The sequence below is a fragment of the Corallococcus sicarius genome (genome assembly GCF_003611735.1).
Classification (GTDB): domain Bacteria; phylum Myxococcota; class Myxococcia; order Myxococcales; family Myxococcaceae; genus Corallococcus; species Corallococcus sicarius.
Genome location: NZ_RAWG01000028.1, coordinates 38,024 through 52,435 on the forward strand (window position 1 = coordinate 38,024; position 14,412 = coordinate 52,435).

Below are 14,412 nucleotides of genomic sequence, written 5' to 3' on the forward strand. Positions count from 1 at the left end.
TCGTTTAGCTCGACTTGAAAAGTCGTTGTCCGTGGAGTTGCCGCTGGCGGTCCTGGACGTGAGAGGGATGCCCCCGAGGCGAGGGGGACGGCCCCGCTTGCAAGCCTTGTGCGCACCGGCCGTAGGGCCCGGTGCATGAACCAGCTCAGTCCACGACCGCGGTGGCTTCGATCTCGACGAGGACGCCCGGCTCGAAGAGCACGGAGACCCCGATGAGCGATGCCGGCGCCGGCACGATCCGCAGCTCCTGGGAGACCTGCTCGATGCCGGCGAGGAAGGCGGGCATCAGTTCATGCTTCCAGTCCACCACGTAGATCGTCAGCCGGACGACGTCGCTGAACGTCGCCCCAGCCGCCGCGAGGGCGATGGCGACGTTGCGGTAGGCCTGCGCCACCTGTCCCGCCAGGTCACCCCGTGCGACGAGCTTCCCCTCCGTGTCGTACGCGACCTGTCCTGCGATGTGCACCTGCCGGGTGCCGGTGGCGATCGCCACCTGCCGGTACACGTCGGGCTTCATGAGTCCATTGGGGTTGAGCAGGGTCACGGGCATGGCGGCACTCCGAGCGAATGGGTGAATGCCGGGCTCGTATACCGGGCCCATTGACGAACGGCGTTCCCCTCTCCAGCGACGCGGTCGCTACAATGGAGCGCCCTCGATGAAACGCGCCCAGCTGGATGAAATCTTCGCCTTCATGGCCGTCGTGGACGCGGGCAGCTTCGTGGGCGGCGGCCAGGCCCTCGGCCTGACGCGCTCGGCGGCGGGTAAGGCCTTGGCCCGGTTGGAGTCCCGCTTGGGGGTGCGCCTGCTCAATCGCACGACGCGCCAGCTGAGCCTCACCGACGAGGGCCGTGTCTTCCATGAGCATTGCCTGCAAGTCCTCGCGGCCCTGGACGATGCGGAAGCCAGCGTCGGGCAGCGCGCGGGACCCCCCCGAGGGGTTCTCCGGCTCACCCTGCCGGCCGCATTCGGCAGACGGCAGGTCCTTCCCTTGCTGCGGGACTACCTGCGGACCTGGCCCGAGCTGCAAGTGGAGGTGAGCTTCACGGACCGCGTCGCGGACATCATCGAGGAGGGCTACGACCTGGCCGTGCGCATCAATGCAGCCCCCACCGATACGCGCCTGGTCTCCCGGGTCGTGGCCCGGCACCCGGTGTTCATCTGCGCCGCGCCCTCCTACCTCCAGGCGCACGGCGAGCCCGGCACGCTGGAGGACCTCGCGGCGCATGACTGTCTGTTCTTCAGCAGCCGGACGCGACGGCAGCACTGGCGGCTGCGTGAGAAGGGCGGCGCCCCGGTGAAGGTGGAGGGACGCAGCCGGCTGCGGCTCGACAGTGGCGAGGCGATCCGGGACGCGGCCGTCGCGGGGCTGGGCATCGCCTATCTTCCCGGCTTCCTGGTCGACGAAGACCTGGCGAGCGGGCGGCTCAAGGCGCTGCTGCCATCTTGCGAGACGGAGTCCGTCCCGATCATGGCGCTCTACCCGAGCAGACGTCACCTGCCGGCGAAGGTGCGGCGCTTCATCGACCTGATGGTGGAGCAATGGAGCGCGACCACCGTGGCCTGGAAGACAGGGGCGAGCTGACGTCGGGTTCGCCCCTGCCGCTCCATACAGCCTGCTCTTGCAATTCGTGCAACGAATTGAGAGGGAAATCCTCATCAGACTCGCTTCCTTCCCGGGTCCTGGGTGAATCGCCTGGCGCAAATCATGGTCAACCCTGGCTCATGGTCCCCTGTGCAATGACACACAGCGCTGCTGGAGCGCGGAGTTGCTCAGCGCTGGGCGGCGAGCCAGCGCTGGACCTCCTGCAGGTAGTCGCGCGGCAGGGCGTGGCCGCTCTCGAAGGTGCGGTGCAGCTTGTGCTTGGAGGGCGCGGCGGAGAAGAGCGCCGCGCTCTTCTCCACCGGCGCGAACTCATCCTGGTTCGCGGTGAGCAGCAGCCAGCGCTGCTTGACCCGGCCCACCACGTTGCCAGGCGCGACGTCCCCGAGCGTGGGCTCGATGTCCGGAGGCACCATCGTCACCAGGTCGGTGATGCGCGGCTCGCGCGCCGCCAGCAGCAGCGCCACCTGCGCGCCCTGGCTGTAGCCGGCCACCAGCACGCGCGTGGGCCGGCCCCCTTCAAGCGCATGCGCGAGGACGACCTGCGCATCCGCGACCGTGCCGGAGATCATCGACACGTAGGGCCCGGGCTCCCCCGCGTGCAGCCGCTTCACCAGGAGGCTCGGCTTCTCCCCGGGCAGCTTGCGCTCCCCGTGGTGGCGGGAGTCCAGGAGGTACACGCGGTAGCCCGCCGCGCGCAGCGCCTCGGTGAAGGCGCCGCCATAGGTGGGCGGGGCATCCGCGAGCCAGTCCTCCTTGCTGCGGGTGAGGCCGTGGAGGAGCACGGCCACGGGGGTCCGGGCGTCCCGGGCCTTCCCGTGGGGCTCGAGGACCCGCACGGGGATGCTCGCCCCGTCCGCGGCGGTCAGCGTGCGCTCAACGGCCCCCGTCACCGTGGGCGTGGGCGGCGCCGCGAGGGCGACCGGGGAGGCGAACAGCAAGGTGAGGACGAGGCGCAGGGAGGGCTTCATGGGTGGGCTCCGATGACTGGGAGGCCCCACCCTGCCCCGGGCTTCGTCAGGCCCAGGTCGGGCGCGAGTTGACCTAGAGTTGACCGGGCCTCGCGCAAGGTGCGCGCATCAGGGAGAGGCGTCCCATGCGGGTGCTCGTCGTCGAGGACAACCAGGACCTGCAGGCCAACCTGGCCAGCTTCCTTGCGCCGGACTTCACGCTCGACTTCGCGTCCACCGGGCCGGAGGGGCTCGCGCTCGCGCTGGCCCACCCCTACGACGCCATCGTGCTGGACCTGGCGCTGCCCGGGATGGACGGCTTGGAGGTGTGCCGCGCCCTGCGCCAGCTCGCGCCGCGGCTGGTGCCCGTGCTGATGCTCACCGCGCGCGACTCGCTGGATGACAAGGAGGAAGGCTTCGCCGCGGGCGCGGACGACTACCTGGTGAAGCCCTTCTCCCTGCGCGAACTGCGCTGGCGGCTGGAGGCGCTGGGGCGCCGCCCGGTGCCGCCCAGCGGACGGCGCCTCCAGTTCGGCGAACTGGAGCTGGAGCCCGAGGGCGGCTGGGCCCGTCGGGGCGAGCGGCGCGTGCGACTCAACCGCACCGAGTCGCTGCTCCTGCGGCTGCTGATGGAGGCGGCGCCCGCGCCGGTGCCGGCCGCCACCCTCGCCCACCGGCTGTGGGGCGACGAGGCACCGGAGGGCAGCACCCTGCGCACCCACGTCTATGGCCTGCGCCGCACGCTGGGCGCGCTGGGGTTGGAGCAGCTCATCGTCACCCGGCGCCACGAGGGCTATGCGCTGCAGGAGCCACCGCATGGCTAGGCCCCTGCGCGTCCTCCTGCGCCGCGCGCTGCTGCTGTCCGCGGTGCTCGCGCTCGCGCTGATGGGCGGCTTCTTCACCCTCTTCAGCTACGACCTGGAGGACACCCTCTTCAACCGGCTCGTCGCGGCGGAGGCAGAGCGACAGTTGGAGGGCCACGCCGCGGAGCTGCCCACCGGGATGAGCACGCACCGGGGGCATGCGGCCCTGCCGCCGGCGCTCGCGCGCAAGCTGTCCCCTTCCCTGTCGCGCGGTGAGTACGAGGTGGCCACGGACGGGGCGGGCCACTTCCACGTCGCCGTGCGTCCGGACGCACGCGGCGGTGAGCCGCTCTACGTCGCCTTCCGGGTGGACGCCTTCACCAGCACCACGGGCCAGCTGGGTCGCAACGCCTGGCTGATGCTGGTGAGCGCGGCGTTGGCGCTGCTCGCGGCCACGGGCATCGCCGTGGTCGTGGCCCGCCGCGTGAGCCGGCCGCTCGAGCAGCTTGCCGCGGCGCTCGGGGAGGACGCGCCCGGGGCCGAGGAGGACGAGGGTTCAGTGCAGGAGCTGGGCACGCTCCGGGCCGCGCTGCGCGAGCGCGACGCGCGCATCCAGCGCCTCCTGGAGCGCGAGCGGCAGTTCAACCGCGACGTGAGCCACGAGCTGCGCACGCCGCTCGCCGTCGCGCAGGGCGCCGTGGAGCTGCTCGAGCGCGCACCGCCCCGAGACGCCGCGGCCTTCGCGCGCCTGCGCAACGCGGTGCTGCAGATGGGGCTGCTCACCGAGGGCATCCTCTGGCTCGCGCGCACACCACGGGCAGGCGAGCGCTGCGAGCTGGGCGCCGTGTCGCACGAGGTGGTGGCGCTCTACGACGGGCTTCGCCAGCCCTCCGTCTCGGTGGTGGTGGAGGCGGAGGGGCCCGTGGAGGCGCCGGTGAGCGCCGCGGTGGCGCGCGTGCTGCTGGGCAACCTGGTGAAGAATGCCTTCGGCTACACGCGCACGGGCAGCGTGCAGGTGCACGTGGCGCCCGGCCTCTGGCGCATCAGCGACACCGGCGAGGGCCTGGGAAACGTGGCGCCCGAACACGCGGGCTTCGGTGTGGGGCTGTCGCTCGTACAGCGGTTGGCGCAGAGACTCGGCTGGAGCGTGACCTTCACCCCGCTGCAGCCGCAGGGCACCCGGGTCGAGCTGCGCTGGGCCTGAGCGGTGGGGCGTCCCCCGGGTCCTCACGCGAATCGCGAAGGATTGACCCGAGCCTTGCCCGTCTGCTCTATGGAGTGAAGCTGGTTGCGCCCTGCATGACATGACCGCCCCACCTCCCCTCCGTCCGCGATGCGCATCCCTGTTCTCCCGCGCCTGCCTGGCGATGGGCGTGTTGGTGTGGCTCACGGCCTGCGGTCCGAAGGAGGGTTCGGGGCTGGAGCGCGTGCAGCGCGCGGGCGTGCTCCGCTGGGGCGCGGATGCGCAGGGCGGAGAGCCCTACGCCATGGAGGACCCGGAGCGCCCGGGCCAGTACCGGGGCTTCGAGGTGGAGCTGGCGGATGCCCTGGGCCGCGAGCTGGGCGTGCGCGCCGAGTTCGTCCAGAACGACTGGTCCAGCCTCATCCCCTCGCTGGAGCGGGGCGGCTCCTTCGACGTGGCGATGAACGGCATGGAGATCATCCCCACGCGCACGGACCGGGTGCTCTTCACGCGCCCCTACTATCTCTTCCACCTCCGGCTGATGGCCCGGCGGGACGACCCGTCCGTGACGGGACTGGAGTCGCTGCGCGGGCGCCGCGTGGGCACGCTCGCCAACTCCCAGGCGTGGGAGCTGCTGCGCGGCAGCGGGGCCGGGGCCATTCCCTACGAGGGCGTCCAGGAGCCGTACATCGACCTGGAGCAGGGCCGGCTGGACGCCGTGCTGATGGACGACATCATCGCGCAGCGCTACGGCATGCCGCGCCCCGGCCTGAGCGTCGTCGGTGACGTGGCCGAGGGCTACTACGCCATCGCCGTGAGGCCTGGAGAGGACGACCTGCGCCAGGCGCTCGATGACGCCCTGGACCGCATCGCGCGCTCGGGGGAGCTGCGGGGAATCCTTCGCCGCTGGGGCATCGACAACGCCTCCGAGCAGCGCATGGTGGAGTGGACGGAGGCGCAGACGCGCGAGGTGCTGTCCCAGACGAGCACGGCGCACCTGGACTGGAACCAGCTGCTGCGCTTCCTCCAGGCGGCGCTGGTGACGCTGGGGGTCTCGGTGGGAGCCATGGCGCTGGCCATCCCCCTGGGCCTGGCGCTGGCGCTGGGGCGGCTGTATGGGCCGAAGTGGATGGGTGTCTTCACCACGGCCTATGTGGAGCTGCTCCGGGGCACGCCGGTGCTCCTGCAGCTCTATGTCCTCTACTACGGGCTGGCGGGCGTGCTGCGGCTGGGCCCGCTCAGCGCGGCCATCCTGGGATTGGGGCTGAACTACGCGGCCTACGAGGCGGAGGTGTATCGCGCGGGCCTGCTCGCGGTGCCCCGGGGGCAGATGGAGGCGGCGCTGGCCCTGGGCATGCGTCCCCGGCTGGCGCTCCGGCGGGTGGTCATCCCCCAGGCGTTCCGCGTGGCCCTGCCCGGCGTCACCAACGACTTCATCGCCCTGCTCAAAGACAGCTCACTGGTCTCCGTGATTTCCGTGGTGGAGCTGACCAAGCGCATGACCATCACCGCGGTGGATGTGCGGAGCTGGTTGTTGCCAGGGGCCCTGTGCGCGGTGCTGTATCTGGCGATGAGCCATCCCCTGTCCCGCCTCGCGAGGACGCTCGAGGCGAAGTTGGAGCGGGCATGATCGAGGTGCGAGGGCTGACCAAGCGCTACGCGGGCCGGACGGTGCTGGAGGGCATCAACGCCACCTTCACCCGGGGCGAGGTGGTGGCGTTGGTGGGGCCGTCGGGCGGCGGCAAGAGCACGCTGCTGCGGTGCCTCAACGGGCTGGAGTCCTTCGATGGAGGTTCGGTGCGCGTGGGGGACTGCGCGCTCGAGCCCGGCCGCGGGCAGGCACAGGCCTCGCAGCTGTGGGAACTCCGGCGGCGGGTGGGCTTCGTGTTCCAGCAGTGGCACCTGTTCGCGCACCGCACGGCGCTGGGCAACGTCATCGAAGCCCCGGTCCACGTGAAGGGCCGGAGCGTGAAGGAGGCGACGGAGCAGGCCCGGGAGCTGCTGGCGAAGGTGGGCATGTCGCACCGCGAGGGCGCGTACCCCGCGGAGCTGTCCGGAGGCGAGCAGCAGCGGGTGGCCATTGCCCGGGCGCTGGCGATGGAGCCCGAGGCGCTGCTGCTGGACGAGCCCACGAGCGCGCTGGATCCGGAGCGGGTGGCGGGCCTGGTGTCCCTGCTGGAGCGGCTTCGCGATGACGGGCTGACGATGGTGGCGGTGACGCACGAGATGCGCTTCGCGCGGATGATGGCCTCCCGGGTGCTGGTGCTGCACGACGGGCACATCATCGAGGAAGGGAACCCGGACCAGGTGCTCGCCCACCCCCAGCACGAGCGGACCCGCGCCTTCCTGGGACTCGGGAACGCCACCGCGAACTGAACGCGGCGGTGGCCCTCCTCCACGGCGATCCTTGCAAGGGAGACGTTGCTGCTGCGCCTCTGCTTCGAACCGGCCCCCTGACCAGGAAGGTCCCATTCCAATACAGCTCAACGCCCCAGCCCGCGGGCGAAGCGCACCCGCGTCGCCCACTCCGGGAAGTCGATGAAGGGATTGCGGTTCTTCTGGATGGAGAAGATGGCCTGGTTCCGATGCAGCTCCCACTCGGAGGGCGGTTCCTGCTGGTGCCAGCGCAGCAGCGTCTCCAGCCGCTCCTCGGGGAACTCCGCCGGGCTGTTGATGGCGTTGGAATAGCGGACGAGGAAGTAGAGCGTGGCGCGCGCGGCGGCCCCCTTTCCGCCGCCCGGCTCGAACCGGTTCCCGTCGGACCGCCCGCAGTCGTGAAAGACAGCCTCCGTGCGGGGGAACTCGAAGTAGGCATGGTTGCCGCGGAAGCTGTTGCAGCGCATCTCGCAGGTGAACAGGTGGTGCAGGTCTCCGCGCATCGGCTCCTTGGCATTGAACCAGGACTGGGGCACGACGTGCTCGCAGTTGAACGGCAGGAGGGCCTCCAACTGCTCCAGGAAGCCGTCGTCGAGCCCCTCCGTCAGGGGCCGCTCCAGGAGCCGTTGCACACGCTCCCGCTCCACCTCCAGGTCCCGCTGGAGGATCTCCTGGAGCGAGAAGGAGTGGCCCGCCGCTGAATACAGCGAGCGAAGGAGGAGATCCTTCTGGCGGTCCACCCACGGGTAGACCCAGCGGCTCGGCTTGTAGGAGGGGCGCACCGTATGCGTCCGCTCGAGCAGCCCGTGCAGGCCGTCATAGAACGCGTCCGAGTCCGAGTCCGGCTGCACGCCTTCGTAGTAGCGCTCGCGGTCCAGCGCGTCCGCATCGGCGTCGTAATAGGGCAGGTCCCGCGTCCGCCGGGCTTCCGCGACAGCCGCCGCGATGTCGACCTGGGTCAGGCCCGGTGCCCCGGGCCCCACGCCTCCGTCGGGTGGACCTGCAGGCACTGGCGCGGTCTGGCCGTCCTCCCCCAGGACGGGAACCCCCAGGCGGAGGGTGAGGTGGAGCGGAATGGTGAGCGCGAGGGTATCGCTGCGTGACGCCGGGACGGAGGGGCCGGGAGATGGCGGCGGAGGTGAAGGCGGCACCGCGGTGGGGCCTTCGTTGCCCTTCCACGCGTCCGCCCAGGGGAGCTGCCCACCGACGTTCGTCTTCGTGAAGAGCACCCCGGCATCGACCACGCGGGAGTCCCGGCTGAGGTCATGGGCGGACACCGCGTAGTTCGCTTCGAGGTACCGGCCCCCGAAGTGGAGCCCGAGCACCCGGCCCGTGCGCGCATCCAGGATGGCCGAGCCCGAGTTGCCCCCGAGCGTCGAGCTGTCGTGCGCCATCACCTCCACCGTCCGGCCGAAGCTCGAGGTGCGCCGTGTGCCCATGATCTTGCCCGGCTGCAGGCGCTTGACCTGGTAGACGCCCCGGAAGATGCGGTGCTGGAGCGCGGCATCGTTGCGCGGGTCCTGCGCGGGATACCCGATGACGACGACGTCCTGCTCGCGCACCTCGTCCGCGTGGCGCGAATCCAGGGTGAGGGGCTGCAGTCCGTCAACCCCCTCGACCTCCATCAGCGCCATGTCCCAATAGGGATGGATCATCAGGACGCGCCGCACGCGGAAGGGCGCGGATGCGCTTGAGCCGCGCTCCCGTTTGAAGTCCACCTGCACGGTGTCGAGCCCCGGATGGAACCGCAGCCCCCGCATCCCCAGCCCCAGCGTGAACACCTCGGCCACGTGGCGATTGGTCATCAGCAGCCCGCGCCCGACCACGAAGCCTGTTCCCACGTACGGCAGCGTCGGGTGCTCGGGAACCTCCACGCGTCCGATGGCGGGAATGGCCGCCTCGATGGGCTTGCGGAACTTCGCGTCATCCAGGGCGCCCCAGGGTGAGCCGGGGCGCAGGTAGCTGCCGTTGATGATGTCCACGACCGGTCTGTTGCGAGGCAGGACGATGGCTTCGAGCGCCCACAGCTCCTCTGGCCGCAGGGTGGACTCCAGCCCCCGGGTCACCGCGTGGGCCGCCTTGAGGGCATGGTCCAGGACCTCGGCACTGGATTCGAGCGGGGCGCTGCTGTCCGTCGCGAGCGACTCGATGGTTTCGGGCGAAGGGGCGATCCGCTTCGCGTAGGCCAAGAGCCGCCGCTGCTTCTCCTGCTCGTTCACGCATCCCCTCCCGGGCTTCGGCCGCCGTATCCGCGGCCGCAAGCCCCCTGCATGCACGCAGGAGGGGAGCAGACACCATCACCCTCAAAGGCTGGCGTAACGTCATGAGTCCTGGCGCCTCGCGGCTCAGGCCTTGGCGGCCTTCCCCTTCGTCGTGGCCTCCGAGTGCTCGTCGCGGCCGTGCACGGCGGACGAGGGGCTGGTGGCCTCCACGGCGGAGAACGTCTCCAGGATCTTGTACGTGTGGCTGGAGCCGCGCGGCACGAGCCACGAGTCACCGGGGTTGAGCAGGATGACCTGTCCCTCCAGGTGCAGCTCCGCGCGGCCCTTGAGCACGTAGCCCACCGTCTCGTAGTCGCGGACGCTGGCGGGCTTGGCCTCGGCGGGCGGCTCGTCCTCCCACAGCCGCATGGCCACGCGGACGCCGGAGGCCAGGTACTTCTGGCCCATCTCTCCCTTGGGGGAGTGGCGGCTTTCGACCTTCTTCACGCTGGTGTCGCCCATGTTCGCGTCTCCTTGGGGGCGGCGTGCGACGCCGCGCTCCTCAAGGCAGAAGGTAGGGAAGACCCCGGACATTGGCGGGACGCGTCGCGCCGGCTGCCTGCCTGGCCTGCGTCCCAAAAGACGAAAGCCCAACCTCCCTGAGGGAGACTGGGCTTCGGTGACTCACCGGTCGCGGAGAGTCGGGGCTTCGATCAAGGCGCGGCGCGAACGTTCTGCGCCTGGAGGCCCTTCGGGCCCTTGGTGACCTCGAACTCCACCTTCTGGCCTTCAGCCAGGGTGCGGAAGCCATCCATGTTGATGGCAGTGTGATGGCAGAAAACGTCCTCGCCATTGTCCTGCGCGATGAAGCCAAAACCCTTCGCGTCGTTGAACCACTTCACGGTACCGAATGCCATTGTGAGTCTCTTCTCTTTCTCTGCATTGAGCTGGTGACCGGCTTGCGCCAGCCACCCGTACCGGAAACGCACATCGCCCCCGGCACGCCGGGCACTCTACCTGCTTCCCGCGCGAACACCACTCCAGAGGAAGGAATCGTGCGAGCAGGCGTCCTTCATCCGACAGAAGGACTTGAATGAGGCCCGCTGACTCAACACCCCGGCGTCCGCGGCGCATTCCGGAGGCCTTCATACTTCTTCACCGCAGCCGGGCGTGGGCTTCACACCCGCTCTCTACCTTGTGCTCCGTCAGAAACGACTTGGGCCCGCTTGAGCGGTGCCCGACCTGCCTCACGGAGCCACACCCATGTTCGGATTCGTATTCGGTACCGCCTGCCTCGCCGGCCTCTTCGCCACCCTGCGTCGGGGGCGCCACGGCCACCCCGGTTACGGCCACGGAGGGATGTGGCGCGCGCGGCCCCGGCTGCGCTGGCTGTTCGAGCGGCTGGAGACGTCCCCCGGCCAGGAGAAGGTCATCGTGAAGGCGGTGGAGGACGCGCGCGAGGCCTTCGCCAAGGTGCGCGACCAGTGGGGGCCCAGCCGCACGGCGCTCGGCACGTCGATGCGCGGGGAGCACTTCGACGGGGCCGTGCTGCGCGAGCTGTTCAGCCGCCACGACGTGGCCCTGGAGACGCTGCGCAACGCGGTGCAGGACGGCCTGTCGTCGGTGCACGAGGCGTTGGATCCGCGCCAGCGCCGTGAGCTCGCGGACATCATCGAGCACGGCTGGGGCTACGGCTGGCGCGGCGCGGGCCGGGGACGGCGCTGCGGCGGCCACGGGCGCTGGAGCAGCCACAACGATGACGCCCCGCCGTCCATGATCTGAGCCTCCCCGCTTCGCCTTCCCTCTTCGCCTCGCCTCTTCCTGGAGAATTCCCATGAGACACCGACTGCTCGTCGTCCTCCTCGCCGCGGGTGCCATCGGAGGCTATGCCTCCGGCTTCGCGAGCCTCTCCCGCCACCACCGCGCGTCGTGCCACCGCGGCGACTGGGGCAGCACCGCCTACCGCAACGGCGCGCCGCCCTACTGGGACTGGCACGCGCGGCAGCGCTCGGAGGCCGCGGGGCCTTCTGAAGCACCGGGAGCGCGCTAGGATTCCTCGCCCATGCCCACCCGCGTCCTGCTCATCGACGACGACACCCGGATGTTCGAGCTGCTCGCGGAGTACCTCGGGCAGAACGGCATCACCGTCAGCCACGCGCCCGACGGAGGACGCGGGCTGGCGGCGCTGGAAGCCCACGCCTTCGACGCCGTGCTCCTGGACGTGATGATGCCGGGCATGGATGGGCTGGAGGTGTGCAAGCGCATCCGGGCCAAGAGCCGCATCCCCGTGTTGATGCTCACCGCCAAGGGGGATGAGACGGACCGGGTGGTGGGCCTGGAGCTGGGCGCGGACGACTACCTGCCCAAGCCCTTCGGCCCGCGCGAGTTGCTCGCCCGCCTGCGCGCGGTGCTGCGGCGGGCCCAGCCTTCGGCGGTGGCGGACCGGCTGGAGTCGAGCGGGGTGTCCATCGACGTGTCCGGGCGCGAGGTGCGGGTGGAGGGGCGCGCGGTGGACCTGACGGGGCTGGAGTTCGACCTGCTGCTCGCGCTGGTGCGCCGGGCCGGCCGGGTGATTCCCCGCGACGCGCTGCTGGGCGAGGCGGGCCGCAGCGACACGGTGGTGAGCGAGCGCACGGTGGACGTGCACATCTCCCACCTGCGCCAGAAGCTGGGGGACGTGGGCACGCGCCTCATCAAGACGGTGCGCGGCGTGGGCTACGTCTTCGCCAAGGAAGGCACCTGATGGGCTGGCGCCACCGGCATCCCCCGGAGGACGGCTGCATCCCGCCCCCTCATCGTCGCCGCTTCGGCCGGCACGGCCACCACCGTGCCCCGTGGCACCTGGGACGGCTGGGGTCCTTCGTGCAGGCGCGGCTGCGGCGGCGGCTGTTCGTCATGTTCGGGCTCACCATCCTCGTCACGGTGCTGGTGGTGTCCGGGGTGATGAACCTGGTGGGCGGCTCGACGTGGAAGCACGAGACGGAGCGCATGCGCACGTTCGTGGGCCACCGCTTCGCGGAGGTGTGGGACGCGCCCGCCGAGCGCGCGTCCCTGGTGCGGAGCATCTCCCAAGACCTGGACGTGGACGTGGAGCTGACCGACCCGTCCGGCGCGGTGCTCGAGCGTGGAGGAGAGCCGTGCCACAAGCCGGATACGTCCTTTCCGGTGATGCGCGGGGGCGTGCTCCTGGGGACGGCGCGGACGTGCTACCTGCGCACGCGGACCCGCAGCCCCCTGCGCGGCGTGTTGCCCCTGGGCATCGCGGTGATCGTGCTCTGGTCGGCGGCGGGCGGCATCTCGTACCGGCTGGCGCGGCCGGTGGACACGCTGGTGAAGGCCACGCAGGAGCTGGGCGCGGGCAAGCTGGGGACGCGGGCGAGCCTGCACCGCCACGCCACGGGTGAGTTCGCGGTGCTCGCCGAGTCCTTCAACGACATGGCGGCGCGCATCGAGAAGCAGATGGCGGACCAGCGCGAGCTGCTCGCGGCGGTGTCCCACGAGCTTCGCACCCCGCTGGCCCGGCTCCGGGTGCTGACGGAGCTGCTGCGCGACGGGGGTGGCAACCCGCGCACGTTGGATCAGGTGGACCGCGAGGTGGTGGAGCTGGACGCGCTGGTGGGCGAGCTGCTCGCGAGCTCGCGCCTGGACTTCGGCCAGCTCACGCCCAAGGCCCTGGAGGCGGGGGTGCTCGCGGCCCAGGCGCTGGAGCGCGCCGGGCTGTCCGCCACGCTGTTGCAGCCGGAGACGGATGACGTGGCGCTGCTGGCGGATGCGACGCTGCTGGGGCGGGCGCTGGTGAACCTGCTCGACAACGCGCGTCGGCATGGGAACGGGGTGGAGGCGCTCCGCCTGCAGGACCAGGGCCCGGAGCACCTGTCCTTCTGCGTGGAGGACCGGGGCCCCGGACTGCTGCCGGGCGAGGAGACGCGCATCTTCCAGCCGTTCTACCGCAAGGACCGGGGCGGCGAGGCGCGAGAGGCCGGCTCCCTGGGGCTGGGGCTCGCGCTGGTGCAGCGGATTGCCCGGGCCCACGGCGGGGACACGTTCGCGGAGAACCGGCCCGGCGGAGGCGCGCGGGTGGGCTTCACGGTGCGGAAGAAGGGTCCCCCGAGTCCGACGGAGCTTCCGCAGGCGTAGCGACGACGCGGGGAGGCCCGGGGCCTCCGCGCCGCGAGCCCGCTGGAGCGCCCCATGGGCTGGGGGGCGCGCGGTGGACACGAGGCCCGCGAGGGCGAGCGGCTGCAGGTCCAACGAACAGGAGGGGCCAGCGAATGCGGCCCCTCCCTCCGTGCGCTACGGCTTCGCGGGCGCGTCCGTCGCGGCGAACGTGAACGCCGCGTCCACCGGAGCGCCGTCCTTCACGGTGACCTCCGCCGTCTTCGTGCCCAGCGTCTCGTGCCACGCCTCCAGCGTGTACGTGCCCGCGGGCAGGCCCGTCAGGGTGAACGTGCCGTCATCCGCCGTGGTGGTGAAGTACGGGTTCGGGTTGCTCACCACGTAGGCCGTCATCCACGGGTGCACGTCGCACTTGAGGCGCAGCACCTCCGCGTCGCCCGGCAGCGGCTTCTGGATGGGCGCGCCCAAGGGAGGCTGGGCCACGTTGAACACCGGCCGCGCGCCCACCACGCCGCGCACGTTGTGCAGCGTGCCGTCGCTGTTCTTGAACACCACCTGCTGACCCGCCACCGCGCCCTGCACGCGCGGCACGTAGGTGCACTTGGACTGATCCACCACCACCGGCGTCGAGGGCGCGGGGGGCGCTCCCGCCACCGTGCCGCGCACGCGCACCAGCACGTTCTGGAGCTTGCCGTCCTTCACCAGCACGGACTGCTCCTTCTCCGGCCGTCCGTCACACGCGGGGTCGGCGCTGGGCGCCAGGTCCGCCATCACCGGCGCCGTGCCGGTGAACGACACCGAGCCCTTCACCACGCCGTTGCCCGCGGGGGCCGCAGCCGCCGCCTCGCCCGTTCCCGCGCCCGCGTTCGGCGCCGGGGGCACCGCCTGCTGCGTGGGGGGCGTCGCGGCCGCCGGAGCCGTCGCGGCGGGCACGGGCGCTTCTTCCTTCTTGCACGCGGGCAGGGCCAGGAGCCCCACGACGGCGACCATCGACAAGCCAGGCGTACGCAGCTTCATGAGGCAGTCTCCTCGACGTGGATCCAGGTTTCGGTGCCCGCCGTCGTAGTGGAAGGCACCGGGCAAGTCCAACAACCGCGGGGGGCTATTCGCGGCGGCTCACGCTGAACGCGGCCAGCCCCACGAACACCGCCGCGAACGCGAGCAGCGCCGGCACCTCCCACC

General features: G+C 71.2%; 15 protein-coding genes. 9 read left to right on the forward strand and 6 right to left on the reverse strand.

Translation table 11 applies throughout. From position 1 onward, the window contains the following. Positions 1 to 145: 145 nt before the first annotated feature. Positions 146 to 550, reverse strand: coding sequence for a RidA family protein (locus D7X12_RS06585; protein ID WP_120624404.1), 405 nt, complete (start codon positions 548 to 550; stop codon positions 146 to 148). 106 nt (positions 551 to 656) lie between these two features. Between D7X12_RS06585 and D7X12_RS06590 the strand changes: the two genes are divergently transcribed. Then, positions 657 to 1,583: a LysR family transcriptional regulator gene (locus tag D7X12_RS06590; RefSeq protein ID WP_120624405.1), complete on the forward strand. Its 927-nt coding sequence runs from the start codon at positions 657 to 659 to the stop codon at positions 1,581 to 1,583. A 188-nt stretch (positions 1,584 to 1,771) separates the two neighbouring features. On the opposite strand, the gene D7X12_RS06595 is transcribed toward D7X12_RS06590, so the two are convergent. Next, positions 1,772 to 2,572 (reverse strand): alpha/beta hydrolase, encoded by an 801-nt coding sequence (locus D7X12_RS06595; RefSeq protein WP_120624406.1) that lies wholly within the window; start codon positions 2,570 to 2,572, stop codon positions 1,772 to 1,774. Between the two features lie 125 nt (positions 2,573 to 2,697). Between D7X12_RS06595 and D7X12_RS06600 the strand changes: the two genes are divergently transcribed. The 4 genes from D7X12_RS06600 to D7X12_RS06615 all read left to right on the forward strand — a co-directional run bounded on the left by D7X12_RS06600 (position 2,698) and on the right by D7X12_RS06615 (position 6,913). After that, positions 2,698 to 3,375 carry a response regulator transcription factor gene (locus D7X12_RS06600; protein WP_120624407.1) on the forward strand — a complete coding sequence of 226 codons (678 nt, stop codon included), beginning with the start codon at positions 2,698 to 2,700 and terminating at the stop codon, positions 3,373 to 3,375. Continuing rightward, positions 3,368 to 4,558: a sensor histidine kinase gene (locus tag D7X12_RS06605; RefSeq protein ID WP_244224395.1), complete on the forward strand. Its 1,191-nt coding sequence runs from the start codon at positions 3,368 to 3,370 to the stop codon at positions 4,556 to 4,558. The genes D7X12_RS06600 and D7X12_RS06605 overlap by 8 nt, the downstream gene beginning before the upstream one ends. 163 nt (positions 4,559 to 4,721) lie before the next feature. Beyond that, a complete protein-coding gene (locus D7X12_RS06610; protein WP_120624408.1) occupies positions 4,722 to 6,167 on the forward strand; it encodes an ABC transporter substrate-binding protein/permease in 1,446 nt (481 codons plus the stop codon). After that, positions 6,164 to 6,913 (forward strand): amino acid ABC transporter ATP-binding protein, encoded by a 750-nt coding sequence (locus D7X12_RS06615; protein ID WP_120624409.1) that lies wholly within the window; start codon positions 6,164 to 6,166, stop codon positions 6,911 to 6,913. The genes D7X12_RS06610 and D7X12_RS06615 overlap by 4 nt, the downstream gene beginning before the upstream one ends. A 107-nt stretch (positions 6,914 to 7,020) precedes the next feature. Here D7X12_RS06615 and D7X12_RS06620 read toward each other — a convergent pair whose 3' ends face one another. The 3 genes from D7X12_RS06620 to D7X12_RS06630 all read right to left on the reverse strand — a co-directional run bounded on the left by D7X12_RS06620 (position 7,021) and on the right by D7X12_RS06630 (position 10,031). Next, the gene (locus D7X12_RS06620; RefSeq protein WP_120624410.1) at positions 7,021 to 9,132 is read right to left on the reverse strand and encodes an endonuclease; all 2,112 of its coding nucleotides are present in this window, start codon (positions 9,130 to 9,132) and stop codon (positions 7,021 to 7,023) included. A gap of 126 nt (positions 9,133 to 9,258) precedes the next feature. Beyond that, entirely contained in the window at positions 9,259 to 9,636 is a 378-nt protein-coding gene (locus tag D7X12_RS06625; RefSeq protein WP_120624411.1) for a cupin domain-containing protein, read from the reverse strand. Between the two features lie 191 nt (positions 9,637 to 9,827). Further along, positions 9,828 to 10,031: a cold-shock protein gene (locus D7X12_RS06630; RefSeq protein WP_120610865.1), complete on the reverse strand. Its 204-nt coding sequence runs from the start codon at positions 10,029 to 10,031 to the stop codon at positions 9,828 to 9,830. 346 nt (positions 10,032 to 10,377) lie between these two features. On the opposite strand from D7X12_RS06630, the gene D7X12_RS06635 reads away from it, so the two are divergent. Genes D7X12_RS06635 through D7X12_RS06650 form a run of 4 tightly spaced genes read left to right on the forward strand, consistent with a single transcriptional unit; the run spans position 10,378 to position 13,251 of the window. Further along, positions 10,378 to 10,896: a periplasmic heavy metal sensor gene (locus D7X12_RS06635; protein WP_120624412.1), complete on the forward strand. Its 519-nt coding sequence runs from the start codon at positions 10,378 to 10,380 to the stop codon at positions 10,894 to 10,896. A 52-nt stretch (positions 10,897 to 10,948) separates the two neighbouring features. Beyond that, complete coding sequence (locus tag D7X12_RS06640) at positions 10,949 to 11,164, forward strand: hypothetical protein (RefSeq protein WP_120624413.1); 216 nt, start codon at positions 10,949 to 10,951, stop codon at positions 11,162 to 11,164. A gap of 12 nt (positions 11,165 to 11,176) precedes the next feature. Continuing rightward, on the forward strand, positions 11,177 to 11,857 hold the full coding sequence (locus D7X12_RS06645) for a response regulator transcription factor (RefSeq protein ID WP_120616048.1): 681 nt from the start codon (positions 11,177 to 11,179) through the stop codon (positions 11,855 to 11,857). Continuing rightward, entirely contained in the window at positions 11,857 to 13,251 is a 1,395-nt protein-coding gene (locus tag D7X12_RS06650; RefSeq protein ID WP_120624414.1) for a sensor histidine kinase, read from the forward strand. Before D7X12_RS06645 ends, D7X12_RS06650 begins: the two co-directional genes overlap by 1 nt. A gap of 156 nt (positions 13,252 to 13,407) precedes the next feature. Here the strand turns inward: D7X12_RS06650 and D7X12_RS06655 are convergent, their stop codons facing one another. Continuing rightward, the gene (locus D7X12_RS06655) at positions 13,408 to 14,247 is read right to left on the reverse strand and encodes a carboxypeptidase regulatory-like domain-containing protein (RefSeq protein ID WP_120624415.1); all 840 of its coding nucleotides are present in this window, start codon (positions 14,245 to 14,247) and stop codon (positions 13,408 to 13,410) included. Positions 14,248 to 14,412: the final 165 nt, after the last annotated feature.

Coding starts and splice junctions, on each gene's coding strand:
- D7X12_RS06585 (WP_120624404.1), bottom strand. CDS start 550: ATGCCCGTGACCCTGCTCAACCCCAATGGACTCATGAAGCCCGACGTG.
- D7X12_RS06590 (WP_120624405.1), top strand. CDS start 657: ATGAAACGCGCCCAGCTGGATGAAATCTTCGCCTTCATGGCCGTCGTG.
- D7X12_RS06595 (WP_120624406.1), bottom strand. CDS start 2,572: ATGAAGCCCTCCCTGCGCCTCGTCCTCACCTTGCTGTTCGCCTCCCCG.
- D7X12_RS06600 (WP_120624407.1), top strand. CDS start 2,698: ATGCGGGTGCTCGTCGTCGAGGACAACCAGGACCTGCAGGCCAACCTG.
- D7X12_RS06605 (WP_244224395.1), top strand. CDS start 3,368: ATGGCTAGGCCCCTGCGCGTCCTCCTGCGCCGCGCGCTGCTGCTGTCC.
- D7X12_RS06610 (WP_120624408.1), top strand. CDS start 4,722: ATGGGCGTGTTGGTGTGGCTCACGGCCTGCGGTCCGAAGGAGGGTTCG.
- D7X12_RS06615 (WP_120624409.1), top strand. CDS start 6,164: ATGATCGAGGTGCGAGGGCTGACCAAGCGCTACGCGGGCCGGACGGTG.
- D7X12_RS06625 (WP_120624411.1), bottom strand. CDS start 9,636: ATGGGCGACACCAGCGTGAAGAAGGTCGAAAGCCGCCACTCCCCCAAG.
- D7X12_RS06630 (WP_120610865.1), bottom strand. CDS start 10,031: ATGGCATTCGGTACCGTGAAGTGGTTCAACGACGCGAAGGGTTTTGGC.
- D7X12_RS06635 (WP_120624412.1), top strand. CDS start 10,378: ATGTTCGGATTCGTATTCGGTACCGCCTGCCTCGCCGGCCTCTTCGCC.
- D7X12_RS06640 (WP_120624413.1), top strand. CDS start 10,949: ATGAGACACCGACTGCTCGTCGTCCTCCTCGCCGCGGGTGCCATCGGA.
- D7X12_RS06645 (WP_120616048.1), top strand. CDS start 11,177: ATGCCCACCCGCGTCCTGCTCATCGACGACGACACCCGGATGTTCGAG.
- D7X12_RS06650 (WP_120624414.1), top strand. CDS start 11,857: ATGGGCTGGCGCCACCGGCATCCCCCGGAGGACGGCTGCATCCCGCCC.
- D7X12_RS06655 (WP_120624415.1), bottom strand. CDS start 14,247: ATGAAGCTGCGTACGCCTGGCTTGTCGATGGTCGCCGTCGTGGGGCTC.